Source organism: Nocardioides exalbidus (assembly GCF_900105585.1).
GTDB lineage: Bacteria > Actinomycetota > Actinomycetes > Propionibacteriales > Nocardioidaceae > Nocardioides > Nocardioides exalbidus.
Window position 1 is genome coordinate 3,368,837 of sequence record NZ_FNRT01000002.1, and the last position, 22,876, is coordinate 3,391,712.

General features: G+C 72.8%; 21 protein-coding genes. 12 read left to right on the forward strand and 9 right to left on the reverse strand.

Translation table 11 applies throughout. The annotated features are described in order from the left end of the window. Nucleotides 1-17 precede the first annotated feature (17 nt). From BLV76_RS16550 to lipB, 4 genes are read right to left on the reverse strand one after another with little or no spacing between them, the layout of a single operon-like run. Entirely contained in the window at nt 18-2,180 is a 2,163-nt protein-coding gene (locus BLV76_RS16550; RefSeq protein WP_090970376.1) for a xanthine dehydrogenase family protein molybdopterin-binding subunit, read from the reverse strand. Continuing rightward, the gene (locus tag BLV76_RS16555) at nt 2,177-3,184 is read right to left on the reverse strand and encodes an FAD binding domain-containing protein (protein ID WP_090970379.1); all 1,008 of its coding nucleotides are present in this window, start codon (nt 3,182-3,184) and stop codon (nt 2,177-2,179) included. Before BLV76_RS16555 ends, BLV76_RS16550 begins: the two co-directional genes overlap by 4 nt. 1 nt (nt 3,185) lies before the next feature. After that, nucleotides 3,186-3,659: a (2Fe-2S)-binding protein gene (locus BLV76_RS16560; protein WP_090970381.1), complete on the reverse strand. Its 474-nt coding sequence runs from the start codon at nt 3,657-3,659 to the stop codon at nt 3,186-3,188. Between the two features lie 34 nt (nt 3,660-3,693). Beyond that, a complete protein-coding gene (gene lipB / locus BLV76_RS16565; RefSeq protein ID WP_090970383.1) occupies nt 3,694-4,464 on the reverse strand; it encodes a lipoyl(octanoyl) transferase LipB in 771 nt (256 codons plus the stop codon). 92 nt (nt 4,465-4,556) lie between these two features. Between lipB and BLV76_RS16570 the strand changes: the two genes are divergently transcribed. Continuing rightward, complete coding sequence (locus BLV76_RS16570; RefSeq protein WP_090970385.1) at nt 4,557-5,126, forward strand: hypothetical protein; 570 nt, start codon at nt 4,557-4,559, stop codon at nt 5,124-5,126. On the opposite strand, the gene BLV76_RS16575 is transcribed toward BLV76_RS16570, so the two are convergent. The 4 genes from BLV76_RS16575 to lpdA all read right to left on the reverse strand — a co-directional run bounded on the left by BLV76_RS16575 (nt 5,072) and on the right by lpdA (nt 13,023). Beyond that, nucleotides 5,072-5,962, reverse strand: coding sequence for a TIGR01777 family oxidoreductase (locus tag BLV76_RS16575; protein ID WP_090970387.1), 891 nt, complete (start codon nt 5,960-5,962; stop codon nt 5,072-5,074). The two genes, BLV76_RS16570 and BLV76_RS16575, sit on opposite strands and share 55 nt — an antisense overlap. A gap of 48 nt (nt 5,963-6,010) precedes the next feature. Beyond that, nucleotides 6,011-9,520, reverse strand: coding sequence for an ATP-binding cassette domain-containing protein (locus BLV76_RS16580; protein ID WP_090970389.1), 3,510 nt, complete (start codon nt 9,518-9,520; stop codon nt 6,011-6,013). Between the two features lie 150 nt (nt 9,521-9,670). Beyond that, entirely contained in the window at nt 9,671-11,587 is a 1,917-nt protein-coding gene (gene sucB, locus BLV76_RS16585) for a 2-oxoglutarate dehydrogenase, E2 component, dihydrolipoamide succinyltransferase (RefSeq protein WP_090970391.1), read from the reverse strand. Between the two features lie 59 nt (nt 11,588-11,646). Beyond that, the gene (lpdA, locus tag BLV76_RS16590) at nt 11,647-13,023 is read right to left on the reverse strand and encodes a dihydrolipoyl dehydrogenase (protein WP_090970393.1); all 1,377 of its coding nucleotides are present in this window, start codon (nt 13,021-13,023) and stop codon (nt 11,647-11,649) included. Nucleotides 13,024-13,169: 146 nt separating this feature from the next. Here lpdA and BLV76_RS16595 point away from each other — a divergent pair, with 146 nt between their 5' ends. Then, nucleotides 13,170-13,529: a hypothetical protein gene (locus tag BLV76_RS16595; RefSeq protein WP_245734711.1), complete on the forward strand. Its 360-nt coding sequence runs from the start codon at nt 13,170-13,172 to the stop codon at nt 13,527-13,529. Nucleotides 13,530-13,532: 3 nt separating this feature from the next. Here the strand turns inward: BLV76_RS16595 and BLV76_RS16600 are convergent, their stop codons facing one another. After that, a complete protein-coding gene (locus tag BLV76_RS16600; RefSeq protein ID WP_090970397.1) occupies nt 13,533-15,041 on the reverse strand; it encodes a leucyl aminopeptidase in 1,509 nt (502 codons plus the stop codon). A 44-nt stretch (nt 15,042-15,085) separates the two neighbouring features. Here BLV76_RS16600 and gcvT point away from each other — a divergent pair, with 44 nt between their 5' ends. The 10 genes from gcvT to BLV76_RS16650 all read left to right on the forward strand — a co-directional run bounded on the left by gcvT (nt 15,086) and on the right by BLV76_RS16650 (nt 22,863). Next, the gene (gene gcvT, locus BLV76_RS16605; RefSeq protein ID WP_090970399.1) at nt 15,086-16,195 is read left to right on the forward strand and encodes a glycine cleavage system aminomethyltransferase GcvT; all 1,110 of its coding nucleotides are present in this window, start codon (nt 15,086-15,088) and stop codon (nt 16,193-16,195) included. A gap of 1 nt (nt 16,196) precedes the next feature. Continuing rightward, entirely contained in the window at nt 16,197-16,445 is a 249-nt protein-coding gene (locus BLV76_RS16610) for a hypothetical protein (RefSeq protein WP_090970401.1), read from the forward strand. A 52-nt stretch (nt 16,446-16,497) separates the two neighbouring features. Further along, nucleotides 16,498-17,385, forward strand: coding sequence for a hypothetical protein (locus BLV76_RS16615; RefSeq protein ID WP_090970403.1), 888 nt, complete (start codon nt 16,498-16,500; stop codon nt 17,383-17,385). Nucleotides 17,386-17,407: 22 nt separating this feature from the next. After that, on the forward strand, nt 17,408-18,202 hold the full coding sequence (locus tag BLV76_RS16620) for a thymidylate synthase (protein ID WP_090970405.1): 795 nt from the start codon (nt 17,408-17,410) through the stop codon (nt 18,200-18,202). A gap of 9 nt (nt 18,203-18,211) precedes the next feature. Next, nucleotides 18,212-18,718, forward strand: a complete 507-nt coding sequence (locus BLV76_RS16625) for a dihydrofolate reductase (RefSeq protein ID WP_090970407.1) — start codon at nt 18,212-18,214, stop codon at nt 18,716-18,718. Next, nucleotides 18,715-19,065: a GntR family transcriptional regulator gene (locus tag BLV76_RS16630; RefSeq protein ID WP_090970409.1), complete on the forward strand. Its 351-nt coding sequence runs from the start codon at nt 18,715-18,717 to the stop codon at nt 19,063-19,065. Before BLV76_RS16625 ends, BLV76_RS16630 begins: the two co-directional genes overlap by 4 nt. Before the next feature lie 7 nt (nt 19,066-19,072). Continuing rightward, nucleotides 19,073-19,615, forward strand: coding sequence for an AAA family ATPase (locus BLV76_RS16635; protein WP_090970411.1), 543 nt, complete (start codon nt 19,073-19,075; stop codon nt 19,613-19,615). Between the two features lie 41 nt (nt 19,616-19,656). Continuing rightward, nucleotides 19,657-20,451, forward strand: a complete 795-nt coding sequence (locus tag BLV76_RS16640) for a phosphotransferase enzyme family protein (RefSeq protein ID WP_090970413.1) — start codon at nt 19,657-19,659, stop codon at nt 20,449-20,451. Between the two features lie 22 nt (nt 20,452-20,473). Beyond that, a complete protein-coding gene (locus BLV76_RS16645; protein WP_090972838.1) occupies nt 20,474-20,884 on the forward strand; it encodes an NUDIX hydrolase in 411 nt (136 codons plus the stop codon). Between the two features lie 152 nt (nt 20,885-21,036). Continuing rightward, complete coding sequence (locus BLV76_RS16650) at nt 21,037-22,863, forward strand: M12 family metallo-peptidase (RefSeq protein WP_090970415.1); 1,827 nt, start codon at nt 21,037-21,039, stop codon at nt 22,861-22,863. Nucleotides 22,864-22,876: the final 13 nt, after the last annotated feature.

Sequence of the window (22,876 nt, forward strand, 5' to 3'; positions counted from 1 at the left end):
TCGCTCACGCCGACAGCTCAGAGCAGGAGGTCCGGCGTGATCGGCAGTCGGCGGATGCGTCGCCCCGTCGCGTGGAAGACCGCGTTGCCGATCGCGGCCGCGACACCGCAGAGCCCGACCTCACCGACCCCCTTGACCCCTACGGGGTTGAGCCGGTCCGGACCACCCACGAACTCGACCTCGAGGTCGGGCACGTCGGCGTTCACGGCGATCAGGTAGTCGGCCATGTGCGCGTTGGTGATGCGCCCCGTCTGCGGGCCGGCGTGCAGGTCGGTGACGGTGTGCTCGAGCAACGCGTGGCCGATGCCGCCAACCGCTCCGCCGACGACCTGGCTGCGGGCGGTGCGCTCGTTGAGCACCTGGCCGCAGTCGATGACCGACACCAGCCGCTCGACGCGGACCAGTCCCAGGTCGGCGTCCACGCGCACCTTGGCGAACTTCGCGCCGAACGCGCCCGAGGGCGACATGCCCATCTCGGCAGGGTCCGGCGGCGCGGCCGTGGCCTCGGCCGCGACCTCGTCACGGTCGCCCACCGCGCGCGCCAGCGCCTCGCGACCGGGCGTGCCGGACAGGTCGAGGTCGTCCAGCACCTCGGCCACGGCCAGTGCGACCGCGTTGGAGATCGCCGTCGCCAGACCCGATCCGCCGGCCGGGGGAGATGCGGGCAGCGAGCTGTCGCCCAGCACCACCTCGACGTCGTCGAGCTCGAGCCCGAGCCGGTCGGCGGCCACCTGGGTGACCACCGTGTAGGTGCCCGTGCCGATGTCCATGGCGGAGGAGTGCACGGCCGCGGTGCCGTCACGGTGGACGACGACGCGGACGGTGCAGGGCTGCTGGAAGTAGAAGAACGACACGGCCGCCACGCCGTAGCCCACGAGCTGGTCGCCATCGCGCATCGAGCGGGGCGCCGGGTCGCGGTCGTCCCACCCGATGATCTCCGCGCCCCTGCGCAGGCACTGGTCCAGCGCCTTGCTCGACCACGGCAGGTCGTCCTGGTCGGGGTTGGTGGCCGTGTCGTTGCGCAGGCGCAGCTCGACCGGGTCGATGCCCAGCTCCACGGCCAGCTCGTCGAGTGCGGTCTCGAGGGCGAAGTTGCCCTGGGCCTCACCGGGGGCTCGCATCGATCCGGGGGGCGAGATGTGCAGTCGCACCTGGTCGACGTCGGCGCGCAGGTGCTCCACGGCGTAGCCCTGACGGGTGCCGGAGACGACGTTCTCCGGGTTGTCGTCGTCGACCGCGACGGGGATCGTCGCGGTGTGCTCGACCGCCGTCAGGGTGCCGTCGCGGCGAGCGCCGAGACGCACGTGCTGCACCGTCTCCGGCCGGTGCCCGACGGCGGTGAACATCTGCGGCCGGCTGAGCACCACCCGCACCGGCTGCCCCACGACCTTCGCGGCCATCGCCGCGGCGTGGATGTAGGGCCATGGACGCAGACCCGATCCGAAGCCGCCGCCGAGGTAGGGACACTCGACCCGGACGTCCTCGCGCGCCATGCCCCACGCCTCGGCCAGGCAGTCGGCGGTGTTGAAGGGCCACTGGGTGGTGGCCCACATGTGCAGGGCGTCGCCGTCCCACTGTGCGCACGCCGAGAACAGGCCGATCGGGTTGTTGGTGTTGTCGCCGGTGACGTAGTCGGCCTCGACCACCACGTCGGCCTCGGCCAGACCTCGCTCGAGGTCGCCGCGGACGCTGTCCGCGCCCGCCGGGTCGTCGGTCTCGCGCGTGGCCCGCGGGTCGTTGAGGTCCACGACCGGCTCGGTGACGTCGTAGGTCACGTGCAGCAGGCTGGCGGCGTGCACGGCCTCCTCGCGGGTCTGCGCGACCACCAGCGCGACGTGGTCGCCGTGGAAGCGGACGGTGGCGTCCTGGAACGGCGGACGCGGTGCCCGATCGTCCGCGGAAGCCTCGTCGGGGCGTACGACCCGGGGCGCGTCGTGGTGCGAGATGACGGCCACCACTCCGGGAGCCGCGAGCGCGTCGCTGGTGTCGACCAGCGAGATCTCGCCCGCCGCGATCGTCGCGCCCACCAGCACCCCGACCAGGGCGTCGCGGGGCGCGAGGTCGTCGGCGTAGGGCACCGCGCCGGTGACCTTCAACGGGCCGTCGACGCGCCTGACACCCGCGCCGACGACGGGTGTGCCCGTGCTCGGGACTGCGGTGGTGTCGGTCGCGGTGCTCATGCGGTCACCTCCGTGACGTCGCGGAGCTGGCGCACGAGGGTGCGTCGGGCCAGCTCGGGCTTGAAGGCGGTGCCGGGAACGGTGAAGGCGTCGGCCAGCTCGGCGGCCGCGGCCTCCTCGAAGAGCGCGAGCGAGGCCGGACGCCCGCGCAGGACCTCCTCGGCGCGGTGCGCGCGCCACGGCACCGACCCGACGCCGCCGAGGCCGATGGCCACGTGGGCCAGCACGCCCTCCTCGAGGCGGGCGACCACCGCGGCGGAGGTCAGGGCGAACTCGTAGGACGCGCGGTCGCGCACCTTGAGGTAGCCGGAGCGGGCGTCGGGCAGGGGGACCTCCAGGTGTGTGACGAGCTCACCGGGCGCCAGCACGTTGTCGCGGCCGGGATCGTCGTCGGCCCGCACGTGCAGCTCGGCGACCGGGATCGTCCGCTCGCCGTCGGCACCGTGGAGGCGCACCCGGGCGTCGAGCGCGACGAGGGCCACGGCCAGGTCGGAGGCGTGGACGGCGATGCAGCCGGCGTCGACGCCGAGCACCGCGTGGGTGCGTGCCGTCCCCTCGATCGCCGCGCATCCGCTGCCGGGGCGACGCTTGTTGCACTGGGTCACCTCGGGATCGCGGAAGTAGCGGCACCGGGTGCGCTGCAGGACGTTGCCGCCGATGGTCGCCATCGCGCGCAGCTGGGGCGAGGCCGCGAGCAGCAGCGAGTCGCGCAGGACGGGAAGGTCGACCACCGTCCTGTGCCGGGCGAGGTCGGCCATCGTGACGGCGGCGCCGACCACCAGGGTGCCGTCCTCGACGGTGACCTCGGCCAGAGGCAGTCGACTGATGTCGACGACCGTGCCGGGTGACCACACCCCGTCGCGCATCAGGTCGAGCTGCGTGGTGCCGCCGGCGATGAAGACGGTGTCGTCGGGCTGCTGGACGGCGCGGGAGACGGCATCGGTCGTGACCGCCGCGCTGGCCGCCTCCACGTCGTCGACGCGGGTGTAGGTGAAGGGGTGCACGTCACGCCCCCTGCGCCGAGCGGACCGACATGACGGCGTCCACGATGCGTGGATAGGCCCCGCACCGGCACAGGTTGCCGCTCATCAGCTCGCGCACGTCGTCGCGAGTGGACCACCCGTCGTCGTCGAGGAGGGCGACGGCCGACATGACCTGTCCGGCCGTGCACGCACCGCACTGGAACGCGTCGCAGTCGAGGAAGGCCTGCTGCACGGGGTGGAGCTCGTCGGTCGAGCCGACGCCCTCGATCGTGGTCACCTCGCGGCCCTCGACCTGCGCGGCCAGGGTGAGGCAGGAGAGCACACGCCGCCCGTCGACGTGCACCGTGCACGCGCCGCAGGCCCCCTGGTCACAGCCCTTCTGGGTGCCGGTGAGGCCGAGGTCGTCGCGCAGCAGGTCGAGCAGCGAGCGACGCGTGTCGACCTCGACCGAGTGAGGATCGCCGTTGATGGTCGTCTGGACTGTGTGCCGGCTCATCCAGCGACCCAACCAGAGCGACGCGGGCGTCGCCTCACCCCGTCGCGCGGGCCGTTCCGCCTCCGGGCGTGACCAGCTGGATCCGCGGTCCGTGCGCGGGCTCGGGCCGTGCGTCGTAGTCGGGCGTCGCGACGTAGGGCTGCCACGCGAGGTACGTCGACAGGTGGCGGCGCACGCTCGGCAGCACGTCGTGCACGGTGACGTCGCGACCCAGCTCCGAGCTGAGCGAGGTGACCCCCGCGTCGTCGATGCCGCAGGCGACGAACCGGTCGTACCAGCCGAGGTCGACGTCGCAGTTGAGCGAGAAGCCGTGCATCGTCACGCCGCGCGCCATCCGGATCCCGATGGCGGCGATCTTGCGCTCCGGGCCGCGGTCGTCGGCGCGCAGCCACACGCCGCTGCGACCCGGGATGCGGGCGGTGGTGACGCCGAAGTCGGTGCACACCGCGATCAGCGCCTCCTCGACGCGACGGACGTAGTCGACGACCTTGACGTGCTCGGGGAGCGCGACGATCGGGTAGCCGACGAGCTGGCCGGGGCCGTGGAAGGTGATCTTGCCGCCGCGGTCGACGTCGATCACGGGAGCGCCGGGGTCGAGCGGGCGCTCGTGGTCGTCGGTGCGCTTGCCGGCGGTGAAGACGGCCGGGTGCTCGAGCAGCAGGACGGTGCCGGGACGCGTGCCGGCGACGACGTCCACGTGGACGCCGCGCTGGAGGTCCCACGCGGCGAGGTAGTCGACCGCGTCGTCGCCGAGACCGGCGATCTCGTAGGTCAGGCCCGTGTCGGTCTGCTGGTCCAACGACATGCCGCGAGCCTACGCCCGCGCACGCCGCCCGATCGGCGCGGCCCTGTGGATGAGCGCCGACGCCGCGGCGTGGGATCGGCGAGGCTGGACGCGTGGATCCCCGCCGACTGCTCCCCGTCCTGACGGCCGTGGCCTGCGCGTGCGTGGTCGCCACCCTGGTGGTCCGGATCGGGGGACCGGACCGCGCCCGGGGCGGCGACGGCACCCCACGCCCGGCCGCGAGCGGGAGTGGAGCGGTGGCGGAGATCCTCGCCGGGTGGGACCGGCGTCGCTCGTCCGCGTGGGCGGCGGGCGACGCCGGGGTCCTCCGCGCTCTCTACACCGACGACTCGCGCGCCGGCGCGGCCGACGTGCGCCACCTGCGCGCCTGGACGCGGCGCGGCCTGACGGTCCAGGGGCTCGAGACCCAGGTGCTCGCGCTCGAGGTCGCGGAGCGTACGCCGCACCGGCTGGTGCTCGCGGTCACCGACCGGGTGGTCGGCGGTCAAGCGGTCGGCGGCGCGGCACCGGTCGCCCTGCCGGTCGACCGGGCCTCGACCCGGACGGTCGAGCTGGTGCGGGTGGGGGAGGAGTGGCTCGTGTCGGAGGTCCGACGGGCCGACCCCGGTCAGGACAGGGCGGCGGAGAGGACTTCGCGGACGTCCTCGTCCTCGAAGTCGTAGCCGGCCCGCTCGAGCGCGGCCGGGCGGGCGTTGACCGAGCCGAGCAGCTCGGGCGCCATGTCGCCGGCGGCAGCCTTCATCAGCGGCGCCGGGACGGCGAGGAACGCCTTGCGGTGCACCGCCGAGGCGAGCTCGTGGGTGAACTCGGCGTTGGTCGGCGTGCGTGGGCAGCACAGGTTGAAGGCGCCCGAGACGTCGCGCGAGCCGATGAGGAAGGTCACCGCGCCGACCCAGTCGCGCAGCGAGATCATCGGCATGTACTGCTCGCCAGAGCCGAGCTTCGCGCCACCGCCGAGCTTGAAGAGCAGGGCGAGCTGCTTGAGCGGCGGCGAGGTGCGGTCCATGACGGGAGAGGTGCGGAGCACGCAGACCCGCGACCCCGCGGCCTTCGCCGGCTCGGTCGCGGCCTGCCACTCCCGCGCGACGCGGGTGAGCAGGGCGTCCCCGGCGCTGTCGGTCTCCTCGGTCACGACCGCGTCCCCGTGGTCGCCGTACACGCTGATGCCGTTGCCAGCCAGGAACGCCGGCGGTCGCTCGGCGGCCGCGATCGTCTCGGCGAGGAGCCGGGTGGTGGAGACGCGCGAGTCCATCACCTCGCGGGCGTACGCCTTCGAGTGCGGGTTGCTCGCGATGCTCTTGCCCGCGAGGTTGACCACCGCGTCGGCGCGGCCGATGACAGCGGCGTCGACCTCCCTGGCGGCCGGGTCCCACTGCGACTCGTGCTCGGTGGTCGGCGTCCGCCGGACCAGTGCGGTCACCTCGTGCCCCTGGACCCGCAGGTGGTCGGAGAGGTGGGTGCCGAGGAACCCGGACGCTCCGGCGATGACGACGCGCATGCCTCCACCCAACCATGCGCGCCAAAGCGCCTGCGCCGATGCGTCGGGTCAGCCCGCCAGGTGCGCCCAGCGAGCGGAGAGCTCGGTCCACGGGCCGTCGTCGACCACGCGACCGGAGTCGAGCACCAGGACGCGGTCGGCCTGCGCGAGGGCGGCGACCTTGCTGGTCGCGCCGATGACCGTCGCGCCCCGCTCGCGCAGCGCGCGCCACAGCTCGATCTCCGTGGCGGCGTCGAGCGCGGACGAGACGTCGTCGGCGAGCAGCACGTCGGCCTCGGTGGCGAGCGCACGTGCGAGGGCGAGCCGCTGCACCTGGCCTCCAGAGAGGCGGACCCCGCGGTGGCCGACGAGCGACTCCGGGCCTCCGGCCTCCGACACGTCGCGGCCCATCCGGGCCGCCTCGATGGCGGGCATGACCGTGCGCCCGGCGTGGTCGAGACCGACGTTGCCGTTGAAGGTGCCCGACAGGACGCGCGGCACCTGGGCGACGTGGGCCACCCGTGCCGGGCGGAGCGTGGTCTGCGGGTCGTCGACGACCTGGCCGTTCCAGACGATCTCGCCGGTGCTGCTCACGAGGCCGGCGAGCGCGCCGAGCAGGCTGGACTTGCCGGAGCCGACCTGGCCGAGCAGCAGCACGAGCTCACCGGCGCGGACCTCGAGGTCGACGTCCTGGACGCCGAGGGTGCCGTCGTCGTGGACGGCCGAGAGGTCGCGCAGGGTCAGGGTGCGCAGCGGCTCGCGCACGGCCGCGGCGGGTGCGGCGGCGGTGCCGGCGGACAGGTCCATGCCGCCGGGCAGCACCATCAGGTCGCCGCCTCCGGCGAGGGCGCTGGTGGCATGCATCCAGGCGCGTGTCCCGGGAGCCTCGGTGACGACCGCACCGGCGACCCGGCCGAACCAGTCGAACCCGCTGACCGCGTTGGCGACCAGCAGGGCGGTCGCGAGCTCCCAGTGACCGGACAGCAGGCCCGCCCAGGCGGCGACCACGCCGCACTGCACCATGACGACGGGGACACCGTCGAGGAGCGACTGGACGCGGTGCTCGCGGACCGCGGCGTCGACACGTCCGCCGTCGACCTCGCGCAGGTGGCGGTGGAGGTGCGGGGTGGCCGCGGCGAGCTTGACCGTGCGGATCGACTCGAGCGTCGACACGAGCGCCTGGCCGAACCCGGCGCGGGCCGCGGAGGCTGCGGCCGCCGACCGGCCGGCGACCGGGCGTCCGAGCGAGGAGGCGAGGGCGGAGGCGACCATGACCGCGAGCAGGATCGCCCCGGCGAGCCAGGTGCCGGCGATGAGGGCGGTCAGGACGGCGACGAGCAGGCCGTTGACGAAGTCGACCCAGCGGTCGGTGTAGCGCGCGATGCGGTCGGCGTCCATGGCGCGGGCGACGACCTCGCCCGGCGGCGTACGGACGAGGCGGCGCTGGTCGGTCTGGCCGGCGAGGACGGCGGCGCGCACCCGCATGCGGACCTCGACCCACCAGTGCGGATAGGTCCAGAACGCCTGCGACAGCAGCAGCGGGCCGATCATCAGCGAGGCGACGAGCGCGAGCAGCAGGAGACCGGGGTTGTCGCCGTCCTGGAGCGTGGTGACGACGTGGCCCCAGACGAAGCCGGTGATCGCACCGTAGGCGCCCGTGATCGAGGCCACGAGGAAGAGCAGCGCGCCGAGGAGGCCCCACTCGGGCTTGAGGCGGATGACGTGCCAGACCTGGCGCATCAGGCCGAGCGGCGGGTCGACGTGGGGCGGTTCGGGCGGCGTGGTGCTGCGGCGCACGGAGCCGATGGAGGAGTCGTCGTGGTGGTGCTCCTCGATGACCACCTCGTGGGCGGCGGCGTCGAGGAGGTCGCGGAACGGCCCGTTGGTGACCGCCAGCCGGTCGCGTGGACCCTGCTGCACCACGCGGCCGGCCTCGAGCACGGCGACCTGCTCCGCGCGCTCGGTGGTGGACAGGCGGTGGGCGACGAGGATGCCGGTGCGGCCGGAGATCAGGCGGTCGGCGGCGCGCACGACGCGCGCCTCGGTGACCGGGTCCATCCGGGCGGTGGCCTCGTCGAGCACCACGACGCTGACGTCGCGGACCAGCAGCCGGGCGAAGGCGACGAGCTGCTCCTCGCCGGCGGACAGGCTGGTGCCGCCGGGGCCGAGCAGCGTGTCGAGGCCTTCGGGGAGACCGGCGACCCACTCGGTGAGGCCGAGCTCCTCGACGGCCGCGACGACCGACTCGCGGGGTGCCTCGCCGAAGAGGGTGATGTTGTCGACCAGCGTGCCGGCGAGGATCTCGGTGCGCTGGGTGACGACGCCCACGGCCGACCGGAGCTGCTGGAGGTCGAGCTCGAGGACGTCGGTGCCGCCGAGGAAGACGGTGCCGGGCGGCGGCTCGACCGCACGGGAGAGGAACGATGCGAGCGTCGACTTGCCCGACCCGGTGCGGCCCACGAGTGCGCAGGTGTGCCCGGCGGGGACGCTCAGGTCGATGTCGCGCAGGGCGAAGCTGCCGGTGCCGTAGGAGAAGGCCAGGCCACGGAGCTCGACGTCGAGCGGGCCGTGGGGGAGCGAGAGCCCGCCGACCGGCTCGGCGGGGACCGACATCATCCCGCGCAGGCGGAGCACCGCGCCCATGCCCTCCTGCAGGTCGGGGAGGTGCCGGGCGAGCATGTCGACCTGGCCGACGAACATCGTCGTCACCAGGAACAGCGTCACCAGCCGGGCCGTCGACAGGTCGCCGTGCAGCACGAGGGCGACGCCGAGGAGGCCCGTGGCGGCCAGGACGCCGTGCAGCAGGCCGCCGCTGCGCCTCGTCACGCTGACCTCGACGGCCAGCACGCCGCGCAGCCTGCGGTGGATCTCGGCGGCGAGCTCGGCGTTGCGCCGGAGCACGTGGGGCTGGCCCAGCGAGGTGCGGACGTCGTCGCGCGCGGCGATGCCCTCCTCGGTCGAGGCGGCGTGGTCGGTCCACGCGGCCTCCTCGAGCACCTTGCGCTCGGCGATGAGCGGGAGCAGGCGACGGATCGCGAACCAGACCGCCACGCCGCACAGTGGGAAGAGGAAGGCCGCCGGCCACCAGGTGATCGCGGCGACGATCCAGAGCGGCCCGGCGGACAGGACGGTGCGGATGGCCATCCACACCCCCCAGCGCATGAGCTGGCCGACCTCCCAGGTGTCGTCGTCGATCCGGTCGAGCACCTCGCCGACCGCCTGCTCCGACAGCTCGGACAGCGGCTGGGCCATCGCGGCGTCGATGAGGTCGGCGCGCAGCCGACCCTCGGCCCGGTCGACCACGACGCCCCAGATCGTGCGCGCGGCGGTGTCGACGAACGCCCCGCCGACCACGCACAGCGCGAGGACCCCGACGAGCATCGAGGTGGGGGAGTCGGCCAGCCGGCCGGCGACGACGCTGCCCAGCGAGGAGGCGACCGCCCCCACGAAGGCCAGCGAGAGGCAGACGACGGAGAGGGGACGGCGCACTCGCCGCCAGTCAACGGGCTGGCGGTCTGTGGTGGGCTCCGACACCGGGGTGGTGGCGTCCGTGGAGCGGGAGGTCTCGGTGATCGTCACGGTGCCCTCAGGTTAGGCCGTGGCACCGACGATCGCCCCCCGATTTTCCGGGGGTGAGCCGAACGTCATACGACCCCGCACCGATGGGTGCGGGGTCGTATGACGGATGGTGCGCCGCCCCTGCTCGCTTCGCTCGCGGGGCGACCGGGCTCAGACCTCGAACTGACCGGCCTCGAGGCGCTTCTTGACCTCCTGGAGGAAGCGACCGGCGTCGGCGCCGTCGACCAGGCGGTGGTCGTAGGTCAGCGACAGGTAGACCATGTGGCGCACGGCGATCGTCTCGCCGAGGTTGGCGTCGTCGATCACGACGGGACGCTTCACCACGGCACCGGGGCCGAGGATCGCGACCTGCGGCTTGTTGATGATCGGGGTGTCGAAGAGCGCCCCGAAGCTGCCGAGGTTGGTGATCGTGAAGGTGCCGCCGGAGAGCTCGTCGGGCGTCACCTTGTTGGTGCGGGTGCGCTCGGCGATGTCGGCGATCTTCTTGGCGAGCCCGGCGATCGAGAGGTCACCGGCCTCCTTGACGACGGGCGTCAGCAGGCCCTTCTCGGTGTCCACGGCGAACGCGATGTTCTCGCGGTCGAAGTAGGTCACCTCGCCCTTCTCGGCGTCGATCGTGGCGTTGAGCTTCGGGTGGACCTTCAGCGCGTCGATCGCAGCCTTCGCGAAGAACGGCAGGTAGGTCAGCTTCACGCCCTCGCGCGCCAGGAAGTCGGCCTTGGCCGCCTCGCGGAGGCGGGCGATCGAGGTGACGTCGACCTCCATGACCTGCGTCAGCTGCGCGGCCTCGTGGAGCGACTCGGTCATGCGCGAGGCGATGACCTTGCGCAGGCGCGAGAGCGGCTCGACCGTGCCGCGCAGCGGCGACGGGGACGGGGACGCGGCAGCCGGAGCGGCGGCCGGAGCCGCGGCGGCGGGTGCAGCCGGGGCGGCGGCAGGGGCAGCAGCCGGGGCGGCGGCCTTCTGCGCGGCAGCGGCGGCGTCGAGGACGTCCTGCTTGCGGATGCGGCCACCGACGCCGGTGCCCTGGACCTGCGAGAGGTCGACGTTGTTCTGGTCGGCCATCTTGCGCACCAGCGGAGTGACGTACGTCGTCTGGTCGCGACCGCCCTCGCTGGGTGCTGCGGGAGCCGCCGGGGCCTCCTGCTTCGGGGCCTCCTGCTTCGGAGCCTCCTGCTGCGGGGCCTCCTGGGCCGCCGGCTGGGCCGCGGGCTCGGGCTGCTTCTCGGACTCGGGGGTCTCGTCGCCGGCGGGGAGCTCACCCGTCTCCTCGACGATCTGCTCCTCCTGCTCGGCCTTCTTCTCCGCGTTGGCGTCGTCCTTGGGCTGGGCCTCGGCCGACTGCGGCTCGCCGCCGGCGTCACCGGAGCCGATGATCGCGAGCTCGGCGCCGACCTCGACGGTCTCGTCCTCCTCGGCCTTGATCTCCAGCAGGGTGCCGGCGACGGGCGAGGGGATCTCGGTGTCGACCTTGTCGGTCGAGACCTCGAGCAGCGGCTCGTCGACGGCGACCTCGTCGCCGACCTGCTTGAGCCAGCGGGTGACGGTGCCCTCGGTGACGGACTCGCCGAGCGCGGGCAGCGTGACCGGCGTACCGGCGCCGCCACCGCCGCCGCCACCGGACGAACCGGACGAGGCCTGCTCGGCAGCGGGCTCCGACTGGGCCGGTGCGTCGTCCTTCTCGGACTCGGGGGTCTCGTCGCCGGCCGGGAGCTCGCCCGTCTCCTCGGCGATCTGCTCCTCCTGCTCGGCCTTCTTCTCCGACTCCTGCTCGTCGGCGGGCTGCGCCTCGGGCTCGGCGGAGCCGGACGCGTCGCCGGTCGACTCGCCCTCGTCGCCGACGACGGCCAGGACCGCGCCGACCTCGACGGTGTCGTCCTCGTTGGCCTTGATCTCCAGCAGGGTGCCGGCGACGGGGGACGGGATCTCGGTGTCGACCTTGTCGGTGGAGACCTCCAGCAGCGGCTCGTCGACGGCGACCGTGTCACCGACCTGCTTGAGCCAGCGGGTGACGGTGCCCTCGGTGACGGACTCGCCGAGTGCGGGGAGGGTGACTTCGGAGGCCAATGTGGTTCCTTCGCTCGCGGTGGGGTGTGTGTGGTTCTGGTGGTTCAGGGCGGTGTGGATCAGGAGTGGGCGTGCAGCGGCTTGCCGGCCAGGGCCAGGTGGGCCTCGCCGAGCGCTTCGTTCTGGGTGGGGTGAGCGTGCACGAGCGGCGCGACGTCGTCGGCGTGTGCCTCCCAGTTGTAGATCAGCTGGGCCTCGCCGATGAGCTCACCCACCCGATCGCCCACCATGTGGACGCCGAGGACCGGGCCGTCGACCAGGCCGACGAGCTTGACGAAGCCCTGGGTCTGGAGGATCTGGCTCTTGCCGTTGCCGCCGAGGTTGTAGGTCACCGTGGTGACGGCGTCGCCGTGCAGCTCGCGCGCCTTCGCCTCGTCGAGGCCGACGGAGGCGATCTCGGGGTGGGAGTACGTCACCCGCGGGATGCCGGCCTCGTCGACCGGGCGCGGGTCGAGGCCGGCGATCTCCTCGGCCACGAAGATGCCCTGCTGGAAGCCGCGGTGGGCCAGCTGCAGGCCGGGGACGATGTCGCCGACCGCGTAGACGCCCTCGACGTTGGTGCGGCAGCGCTCGTCGGCGAGCACGAAGCCGCGGTCCATCGCGATGCCCTGCTCGGCGTAGCCCAGGCCGTCGGTGGACGGGCCGCGGCCGACGGCGACGAGGAGCACCTCGGCCTCGATGACGTCACCCCCCTCGACCGTGACGGCGACCCCGGTGTCGGTGTGCTTGACGCTCTGGAAGGGGGTGCCGGTGAGGAAGGAGATCTTCCGCTTGCGGAAGGCGCGCTCGAGGGCCTTCGACGACGCCTCGTCCTCGACGGCGACCAGGCGCGGCAGCGCCTCGATGATCGTGACGTCGGAGCCGAACGACTTCCACACGCTGGCGAACTCGCAGCCGATGACGCCACCGCCGAGCACGATGGCCGACGCCGGCACGCGGTCGAGGCGCAGGGCGTGCTCGGAGGTGAGGACGCGCTCGCCGTCGACCTCGAGGCCGGGCAGGCTCCTGCTGTAGGAGCCGGAGGCCAGGACGACGGCCTTGCCGGTGTAGGCGGTGCCGTCGACGGTCACCTCACGTGGACCGGTCAGCGTGCCCGACCCCTGGATGACGTCGATGCCGCGCGACTTGATGAGCCCGGTGAGGCCCTTGAACAGCCGGTCGACGACCTTGTCCTTGTAGGCGTTCACGCCGGCCATGTCGATGCCGTCGAGCGTGGCGCTGACCCCGAACTGCGAGGCCTCGCGCGCTGAGTCGGCGACCTCCGCGGCGTGCAGGAGGGCCTTGGTCGGGATGCACCCGACGTGGAGGCAGGTGCCGCCGAGGTTGCCCTTCTCGACCAGTCCGACCTTCAGTCCGAGCTGGGCCGCTCGCAGGGCGCAGGCGTAGCCGCCCGATCCAGCCCCGAGGACGAGTACGTCGTACTCACCGTCCGCCACAGATTCCCTCCACCATGTCGCAACTCGATCGTCTCTTCAGGCGGATCCATCTTTGCACTCTTCACGAGCCTGTCCACACCGGGTCGGGCCACACCAGATTCGTGGAGTGCGGGCGTCGTGAGGCAGGTCCCGGCAGAATGGGCGTCATGGGCTTGTTCGATCGATTCCGGCGCAGTGGGCGCACCAGCCGTCCGGCACGCAACGCGGAGCGCACCGGTTCGACGCGCGTGCGCTCCGCGGACGGTGAGGACGTACGCCACCTGGAGACGTTCGTGCGCACCAAGCAGGGGGTCGAGGGGTTCGTCGAGCCGCGCACCGCGGTCAGCGACGTGACGCTGCTCCTGGTCGCCCACGACGGCGAGTGGACGCGGCGCCGGGTGCCCAGCGTGAAGTGGGCCCACGAGTTCGCCAACCACCACCGCGTGCCGTCCTACGACGCCGCGGTGGTCGGCGTGCCGCAGCGGATGCGCGACTACAACCGGCGCAAGAAGGCCGGAGGGATCTGACCCTCAGCCGGCCGAGGAGAGCGAGCGCGCGAGCTCGACGAGCGTCGTGACTCCGAAGCCGGTCGCGCCCGAGGGGACGTGGCCGTAGGGAGCGCCGGTGTTCATCTCCTTGCCGGCGATGTCGAGGTGCGCCCACGGCAGGCCGCCGGAGAACTCGCGCAGGAACGCCGAGGCGTAGAGCCCGCCGCCCCAGCGCACCCAGTCGTGCTGGAGCAGGTCGGCGACGCGGGAGCTGGTGATCCGCTCCTTCATCTCCTCGGGGATCGGCATCCGCCAGTGCTGCTCACCCGCCGCCGCGCCCGCGGCGAGGACCGCGGGGACCTGGTCGTCGGTGCCCATCACGGCACCCACCTTGTCGCCGAGGGCGAGCTGCATGTGCCCGGTGAGCGTGGCGATGTCGACGAGGACGTCGGGCCCCTCCGCGACCGCGAGCGACATCGCGTCGCCGAGCAGCATCCGACCCTCGGCGTCGGTGTTGGCGATCTCGACGGTCGTGCCGCTGTGCATGGTGATCACGTCACCGGGGCGGGTCGAGGTGGCGGACACCATGTTCTCCGCCATCGGGGCGAAGGCGGTGACCTTGATCGGCAGGCCGAGCCGGGCGATGGCGAGGGTGACGTTGACGACCGTGGCCGCGCCGGCCATGTCGCCCTTCATGTGGAGCATGCTCGACGACGGCTTGATGGTGAGGCCGCCGGAGTCGAAGGTGACGCCCTTGCCGACGAGCGCGAGGTGGGTGACCGCGTCCCGGGGCGCCCAGGTGAGCTTCACCAGCCGCGACGGGGCGGCCGAGGAGTTGCCGACGCTGAGGATGCCGCCGCAGCCCATCTCCTCGAGCTGCTCGTGGTCGAAGACCTCGATCGCCACCTTCGGGGCACCGCGGCCCTTGGTGACCTCCTTGTGCGCTGCCGTCACGAGCTCGGCGAGCAGCGGGGGAGTGCAGTCCTTCGGCGGCGTGTTCACCCAGTCGCGGGTGCGGGCGACCGCCTCCGCGAGCACCTCGGCCCGCTCCAGCGCGGCGACGGCCTCGGCCCGGCGCGCGATCGGGCTCAGCACCACGACGTCGTTCGGCTCGGTGGTCTCGGCCTTCTTCGACTTGTAGGCCGTGAAGGTGTAGCCGCCGAGCCGGTGGCCCTCGACGACCGCGGCGACCAGCTCGGGGGTGTCGCTCGGCAGGGCGAGGGCGACCGACGCCGCGTTGGCCACGCTGCGGGCGGCGACGCCGGCGGCGCGTCGTACGGCGATCGTGTCGGTCGGGTCGTCGCCCAGGCCGACGAAGACCAGCAGCGGGGCGTTGACCTCGTCGCGCGTCGGCGCCTTGACCGCCTCGCCCGCCTTGCCCGTGATCCCCATGGTGGAGAGGAACGGTCGCAGCCTGCGGCCGTAGGCGGCGCTCACGTCCTCCGCGGCCTCGCAGAGCCGGGGCCCCTTCGGGCCGGACACCACTCCCACCACGACAGCATCGGCTCGGGTCTTGGCGGGGCTGGCGCTGCGGAGGGAGTACGTCGTCACCCGGGCGATGTTAGGCGAGAGCCCGGGAAGGTAGGTTTCGCGGCATGGACGGATCGCTCAAGCAGTCGCCCCTCCACGGCCGTCACGAGGCCCTCGGCGCGAAGTTCTCCGAGTTCGGCGGTTGGTCGATGCCGCTGGAGTACCCGACCGGCGTCGTCAAGGAGCACACGGCCGTGCGCGAGTCCGTCGGGATCTTCGACGTGAGCCACCTCGGCAAGGCGATGGTGTCGGGCCCGGGGGCCGCCGAGTTCGTGAATGCGACGCTGTCCAACGACCTCGCCAAGATCGAGCCCGGCAAGGCGCAGTACACCCTCTGCCTCGACGACACCGGCGGCATCGTCGACGACCTGATCGCCTACTGGCACGACGACGAGCACGTGCTGCTCGTCCCCAACGCGGCCAACACCGCGGAGGTCGTACGACGCCTCCAGGCCGTCACGCCCGCGGGCGTGAAGGTGGTCGACCACCACGACGACTACGCCGTCCTCGCCGTGCAGGGCACCCGCTCCGACGAGGTGCTCGACAAGGTCGGCCTGCCGACGGGACACGGCTACATGTCCTTCGTCGAGGCGCCCTGGGGCGACAGCGACCTCGGTGTCGTCGTCTGCCGCACCGGCTACACCGGCGAGCGGGGCTACGAGCTCGTCGTCGCCAACAGTGCGGCCGGCGAGGTCTGGGACGCCCTCATGGCCGCCGGCGAGGAGTGGGGCATCACCGCGTGCGGGCTCGGTGCCCGCGACACGCTCCGCACCGAGATGGGCTACCCGCTGCACGGCCAGGACATCAGCCTCGACACCAACCCGGTCGAGGCCGGTCTCTCGTGGGCGGTCGGCTGGAAGAAGGACGCCTTCTTCGGCCGCGACGCGGTGACGAGGGTGAAGGAGGAGGGCCCGAAGCGACGCCTCCGCGGGCTGGTCGCGGTCGGGCGCGGCATCCCGCGCCCCGGCATGGGCATCACGCTCACCCAGGACATCCCCCTCGCCGACATCACCTCCGGCACCTTCTCGCCCACGCTGAGGAAGGGGATCGGGCTCGCGCTGATCCCGGTGATGGTCAACGAGGACGCCGAGGTCGGCGTCGACGTGCGCGGACGTCGCGAGATCTTCCAGCTGGTCAAGCCGCCCTTCGTCGACCCCTCGGTGAAGGAGTCCTGACGTGCTTCCCGGACAGCCCCCGACCTTCCGCCCGCCGTCGGCCTCCGAGCGCCCGTGGTGGTGGCGCCTGGAGGACGCCTCCGGTGAGGCCATCGAGCTCGCCGACTTCTCCGACCGGTTCAGCAACCAGGGCGACGCCGAGTCGTGGGTCGGCGAGATCTGGGCCGACCTGGCCGAGCACGGGGTCGCCGCGGTGACCCTCTTCGAGCACGAGCGGCAGGTCTACGGACCGATGTCGCTGAGCGCCTAGCAGTCCATCCGGGACCCCGGCCCGCTCCGAAGACGCACCAGGAGCGGGCGACGTGGGCGAGGCGGGCGAGGTGGGCATGGCGGGTGACACGGACTTCGATCGCTACCTCGCTGCGCGCTGGGACGACCTGGTCGCCGGGCTCGAGGCCGAGGGCGTCGCGCCCGGGGAGGCCCGGCTGGCCGTGGCGGAGGTCCTGCTCGCCAGCCGGCGCGGGTGGTCACGACGGGTGCGCGACGAGCAGGTCGACGTGACGGTCTGGGCCGACGTGCGCGAGCGCGCCGGGCTCCCGCAGCGATCGGGCGAGCCCGTGCCCCACGGCGGACGCAGTCCCGATCCCGGCGACGGGCCGGAGGACTGGCTGGACCGGGCCCGGGCACTGCGGACGGTGCGCCGGCGACGTGGTGTGCGCCGGGGAGCGGTCGCCGTCGCGGCCCTCGCGGTGCTCGCGGCCGGCTGGCAGTGGTGGGCGTCGCGTCCGCCTCCGGCCGAGGTGCGCGAGGAGGTCAACGCGCTGCCGGTCGTCTGGTACTCCGCGAGCGAGCTCCACCTCGCCGACGTGGTCGTCACGCTGCCGGGGATCGCGGAGTTCGCACCGTCCGGCGACGCGGTCGTCGCGCGCCTGGAGTCCGGCCGGGTGGTGCAGGTCTCCGCCGACGGGAAGGTCTCGTCGGGTGGCCCGACCGACGCGCTGGACGACCCTCCGGAGGCGCCGACCTTCATCGCCATCACGCAGTACGACGTCGTGCTGCAGAGCGCGCCGCTGCCCGGCGGCGGCTGGGCCTACCTGCTCGACTCGTCACGGCGCGAGGCGGCCGCCCAGCAGGACGCCCTGCGCCAGTCGGAGTCGGGGCGCCGTGCGCTCGTGCTCTGCGACGCGGACCTGTCCTGCGAGGCTCCGCGCACGATCATCGAGTCCGGCGGGGCGATCCGGCTGCGGTGACCCCGAGTCGTAGAGTCGGGTCGTGCGCGCCTACCTCGACCTCCTCCAGCGGATCCTCGACGAGGGCGTCGAGAAGACCGACCGCACCGGCACCGGGACGCTGAGCGTCTTCGGCCACCAGATGCGCTTCGACCTGTCCGAGGGCTTCCCCCTCGTGACCACCAAGAAGGTGCACACCCGGTCGGTCTTCGGCGAGCTGCTGTGGTTCCTGCGCGGCGACACCAACGTGAAGTGGCTGCAGGACCGCGGCATCACGATCTGGGACGAGTGGGCCGACGACAACGGGGACCTCGGGCCGGTCTACGGCTACCAGTGGCGCTCGTGGCCCACCCCCGACGGCCGCCACGTCGACCAGATCAGCCGGCTCGTCGAGGGCATCCGCACCAACCCCGACTCGCGCCGCCACATCGTCTCGGCGTGGAACGTCGCCGACGTCGACGACATGGCGCTGCCGCCGTGCCACACGCTCTTCCAGTTCTACGTCGCTGACGGGAGGCTCTCCTGCCAGCTCTACCAGCGCTCGGCCGACACCTTCCTCGGTGTGCCCTTCAACATCGCGTCCTACGCCCTGCTCACCCACATGGTCGCCCAGGTCACGGGCCTCGAGGTCGGCGAGTTCGTGCACACCATGGGCGACGCGCACCTCTACCTCAACCATGTCGAGCAGGCGAGGCTCCAGCTCGGTCGTGAGCCGCGCGCCCTCCCGACGCTCGTGCTCAACCCGGCCATCACCGAGATCGACGGCTTCGACCTCGAGGACGTCGCCGTCGAGGGCTACGACCCGCACCCGGTCATCAAGGCGCCGATCGCCGTCTGAGAGGACACCGTGAGCTCGCTCCGCCCCGACCAGCGGGTCGTCCTCGTCGCCGCCCACGCCCGCAACCGGGTGATCGGCAACCGCGGCGAGATCCCGTGGCACCTGCCGCACGACTTCGCCCACTTCAAGCGCGAGACGCTCGGCCACACGCTGGTCATGGGTCGCCGGACGTGGGACTCGATCGGCCGCCCGCTCCCGGGGCGCGCCACGATCGTGGTGACGCGCGACGAGTCGTTCGACCCCGGCTTCGACGGCGTACAGGTCGCGCACTCGCTCGAGGACGCGTTCGCCCGCGCCGCGCTGCTGCCCGGTGACGTGATGGTCGCCGGGGGCGGGGAGATCTACGCGCTCGCGCTGCCCTGGGCGACGCACCAGGTGCTGACCGAGGTCGACCTCGAGCCCGAGGGCGACGCGTTCTACCCCGAGCTCGCCGCCGACGAGTGGGTGGAGGTACGCCGCGAGGTCGGCGAGGGCTGCCAGTGGACGTGGCTCGAGCGGATGGAGGCGGCGGCGTGAGGCTGGTCGTCGACCCCGGGTCCGGCGTGCCGCCCTTCGAGCAGGTGCGCGAGGCGATCAGGTCGCAGGTCGAGGACGGCGAGCTCGAGCCCGGCTTCCGGCTGCCGCCGGTGCGGACCCTCGCGTCCTCGCTCGACCTGGCGCCGGGCACGGTCGCCCGCGCCTACAAGGAGCTCGAGGCGCTCGGCGTCGTCGAGACCCGGGGCCGCGCGGGCACCGTGGTCACCGGCACCGGCGTGGAGTCGTCGGTGCGCGCCGCCGCGTCGGCCTACGTCGCCACGGTGCGCCAGCTCGGGCTCGCCGACGACGCCGCGCTCGACGCCGTACGCCGCGCGCTCGGGCAGTGACCCGGACGTGACCCGGCTGATCCTGCTCAACGGGGCTCCCGGGGTCGGGAAGTCGACGCTCGCGCGTCGGTGGGCCGACGACCACCCGGGCACGCTCGTGTGCGACATCGACCTGCTGCGCACGTGGGTCGGCGGCTGGCGGGAGTCGTTCTCCGCGGTGGGTGGCCACGTCCGGCCGGCTGCCCAGGCGCTGATCGGGGGCTACCTCCCCTCGGGCGACGTGGTGCTGCCGCAGCTGCTCGCCAACGGCGCCGAGCTCGACGCCTTCGCCGCCGTGCCGGTCGGCGTGGGGTCCGACTTCGTGCACGTGGTGCTCCGCGACCCGGCCGGTGATGTCACCGGACGCTTCCGGCGGCGCGCGGGCGACGACCCGTGGCACGCCGAGGTGCAGCGGCTGGTCGAGGACGCCGGTGGTGACGCCGTCATCGCGAGCCATGCGCAGCGGCTCGACGCGCTGGTCGCCAGCCGTCCCGGCACCCTCGTCGTCGACTCGGTCGAGGGCGACGAGGACGGGACCTACGCCGCACTGGTCGCGGCGCTCGGCCGATAACCGGTTGTCCGCCTGACCCGCGCCACGTCAGGGTGGCGGCCATGACCGACGAGTCGCCCTTCGCCGCCGTCGACCGGGCCGCGGAGGCCAACGAGCTCCACCGGCCCGTCTCGTTCGACGCAGGGGTCGTCACCCGGCCCGCCGGCCCCGGCAGCGCGACCGTCCACGCCTACCTCCACCACCTCCGCGCGCAGGGCCTCGACTGCGTGCCCGAACCGCTGGGCATCGACGGCGGCGTGGAGACCCTGCGGTTCATCGAGGGCGAGGACGGCGGGCAGGGCTGGTACCACCAGCACACCGACCAGGGCCTCGCGTCGGCCGCACGCCTGCTGCGGCGCGTCCACGACGCCGGTGCCGGCTGGACGCCGCCGGCCGACGCGGTGTGGGGTGCGCCGGCGACCACGGGCGGCGACACCGTCTTCTGCCACGGCGACCCGGGGCCCTGGAACTTCATCTGGCACGACAACGAGGCCGTCGCGCTCATCGACTGGGACTTCCTCCACCCGGCCCCGCGCGTGGACGACGTGGCGTACGCGCTGCACTGGTTCGCGCCGCTCCGCTCGGACCTGCACGCACTCGAGTGGCACCACTTCCCGGAGGTCCCCGACCGGGGTGCGCGGGTGCGCACGTTCGTCGAGGCGTACGGCGACCTGCCGCCGTTCGACGTCGCCGACGCCGTCATCGAGCGGATCCGTGCGGTCATCCGGCTCCAGCAGGACCTGGCGGCGCGCGGGGTCGAGCCGCAGGCCACGTGGGTCGCCGACGGCTCGATCGAGCGCGACCTCGAGGAGATCGCGTGGGTCGAGGCCCACCGGAGCGGGCTCGGAGGCGCATGACAGGCTCCACCCCGTGGAGCAGATGCCCGACGAGCGCGCCGACAAGCACATCGTGGTGGCCGCGATCGCACTCGTGCGCGACGGCTGCGTGCTGACCGTGCGGAAGCGCGGCACCGAGCGGTTCATGCTGGTCGGCGGGAAGCTCGAGCCGGGGGAGTCCGCGCTCGAGGCGGCGCTGCGCGAGACCCACGAGGAGGTCGGCCTGCAGGTCGAGGAAGCGACGCTGCTGGGCGAGTTCCTCTCCGAGGCGGCCAACGAGCCGGGCCACACGCTCCACTCCACGGTGTTCCACGTCGTGTCCGACGACGAGCCCGTGGCGTCCGCCGAGATCGCCGAGGTGCGGTGGACCCCGCTCGAGGGTCATCCCGACGACCTCGCGCCGATGCTCGAGCACCACGTGCTCCCCGTTCTCAGGCGACTCTCAGGTCTCTGACCTGCGGTTTTGCCCGAGGCGCGGTGTGATCCCGGGCACGTTACCCAACGGGCTACTTACCGTCGATCGCATGTAGACAAATAGTGAACTACCGGTCGGTTTCATGGTCATGTCCCCACTCGGGGGCATCGACTTCCACCAGAGGAACCTCCGTGTCCGTTCGGTCGCACCGCCGCCCCGCCCTCGTCGTACGTGCCTTCGTGGCAGCGGCGCTCGGCCTCTCGGGCTTCGCCGCCACCACTGCACTCGCCCCCCAGGCGGGTGCCGCGTCGGTGACCGACCCCCTCTGCCTCTCGGCGCCGCTGTCCGCGCCCGTGCGCCTCGACGAGGCCATCGCGACCGGCGTCAGCGCCGCGCTCATCCGCTCGATCAACAACCTCACGCTCGGCCAGCTCGACCACTTCTCCGAGGACGGCACCACGTGGGTCGACCGATGCGGTCGCCTCTACGTCGCCGACGAGGCGGCGCCCGCGAGCGTGCAGCGGGACGTGCCGGCGCAGCTGGCCGCCTCCCAGGTGCCCGCCGACGTCTTCGACCTCTCCTCGCGCCCGCAGTCGAGCCGCACCATCTACCTCGACTTCGACGGCGCCACCTACTCCGGCACCAAGTGGAAGAACGGCGCGGAGATCGTCTCGGCCCCGTTCTCGATCGACGACGACGCGAGCACGTTCAACGAGGAGGAGCGGGCGCAGATCTTCCTGGCCTGGAAGGTCGTCTCGGAGGACTACGCGCCCTTCGACGTCAACGTGACCACCAAGAAGCCCGACACGTCGGCGCTGACCCGCACCAGCACCGCCGACACGACCTACGGCATGCCGATCGTGATCACCCCGACCAACTCGGTCGGCGAGAGCTGCGCCTGCGGCGGCCTGTCCTACGTCGGCATGTTCGGCACCGTCAACGGCACGGGCTACCAGCCGTCGTGGGCCTTCACCTACGGCGCCGGCACCAACGGCTACAACATCGGCCAGGTCGTCAGCCACGAGATCGGCCACAGCTTCGGCCTCAGCCACGAGGGCACCAGCGACACCAACTACTACGGCGGCGCCAAGGGCTGGGCCCCCATCATGGGCACGTCCTACAACGCCCGGGTCTCGCAGTGGTCGCTGGGCGAGTACTCCGGTGCCAACAACACCGAGGACGACCTCGCGATCATCGCGAAGAACGCGCCCCTCCTCGCCGACGACCACGGCGACGACAAGGTCAGCGCCACCCGGATCACCGTGGGCAGCACCACCTCCGGCGTGATCGGCACCCGGACCGACGTCGACGCGTTCACCTTCACCGCCAGCGGCACGACCACGCTCTCGGTGTCCGGGCCTGCCGGTCTGTCCAACACCGACGTCCAGGTGAGCATCCAGAACGCCGTCGGCCTCACCATCGCCGCGGCCAACCCGGTGGGCGACGAGGCCTCCGACGAGACCATGTCGGCGACGTGGACCGCCGATCTGCCCAGCACCCCCTCCACCTACACCGCCGTCATCGACGGTGTCGGCTACGGCAACCCCCAGGAGGCCGGCCGCTACAGCGACTACGGCTCGATCGGCAACTACCGGGTCGACCTCTACGCGGGTCGTCCGACCACGACGACCGAGACCACGGACATCCCGACCACCACGACCGAGACCGGCACGTCGACGCACGGCGGGACGCAGACCTCGAGCACGCAGTCCTCGAGCTCGCAGTCGTCCTCGTCCACCACGACCGCGCCGCGCTCCACGCAGGACATCTCCTTCCTGACCCGCGCCCTCCCGCGCGCCAAGGTCGGCAAGAAGTACCGCGCCGAGATCCGCTTCGACGGCCCGGTGACCGACGCCAGCGTCGACTACCGCCTGCCCGCCGGCCTCCGGTGGCGCGTGCTCACCGACCGCATCGTCATCACGGGCAAGGTGAAGGCGCGCGCCACGAGCACCTTCAACGTCGACCTCGACGGTGCCGACAGCTCGACGCGGATGAAGTTCCGCCTCGTCGCGCGCTGAACCCGGCTCGCCG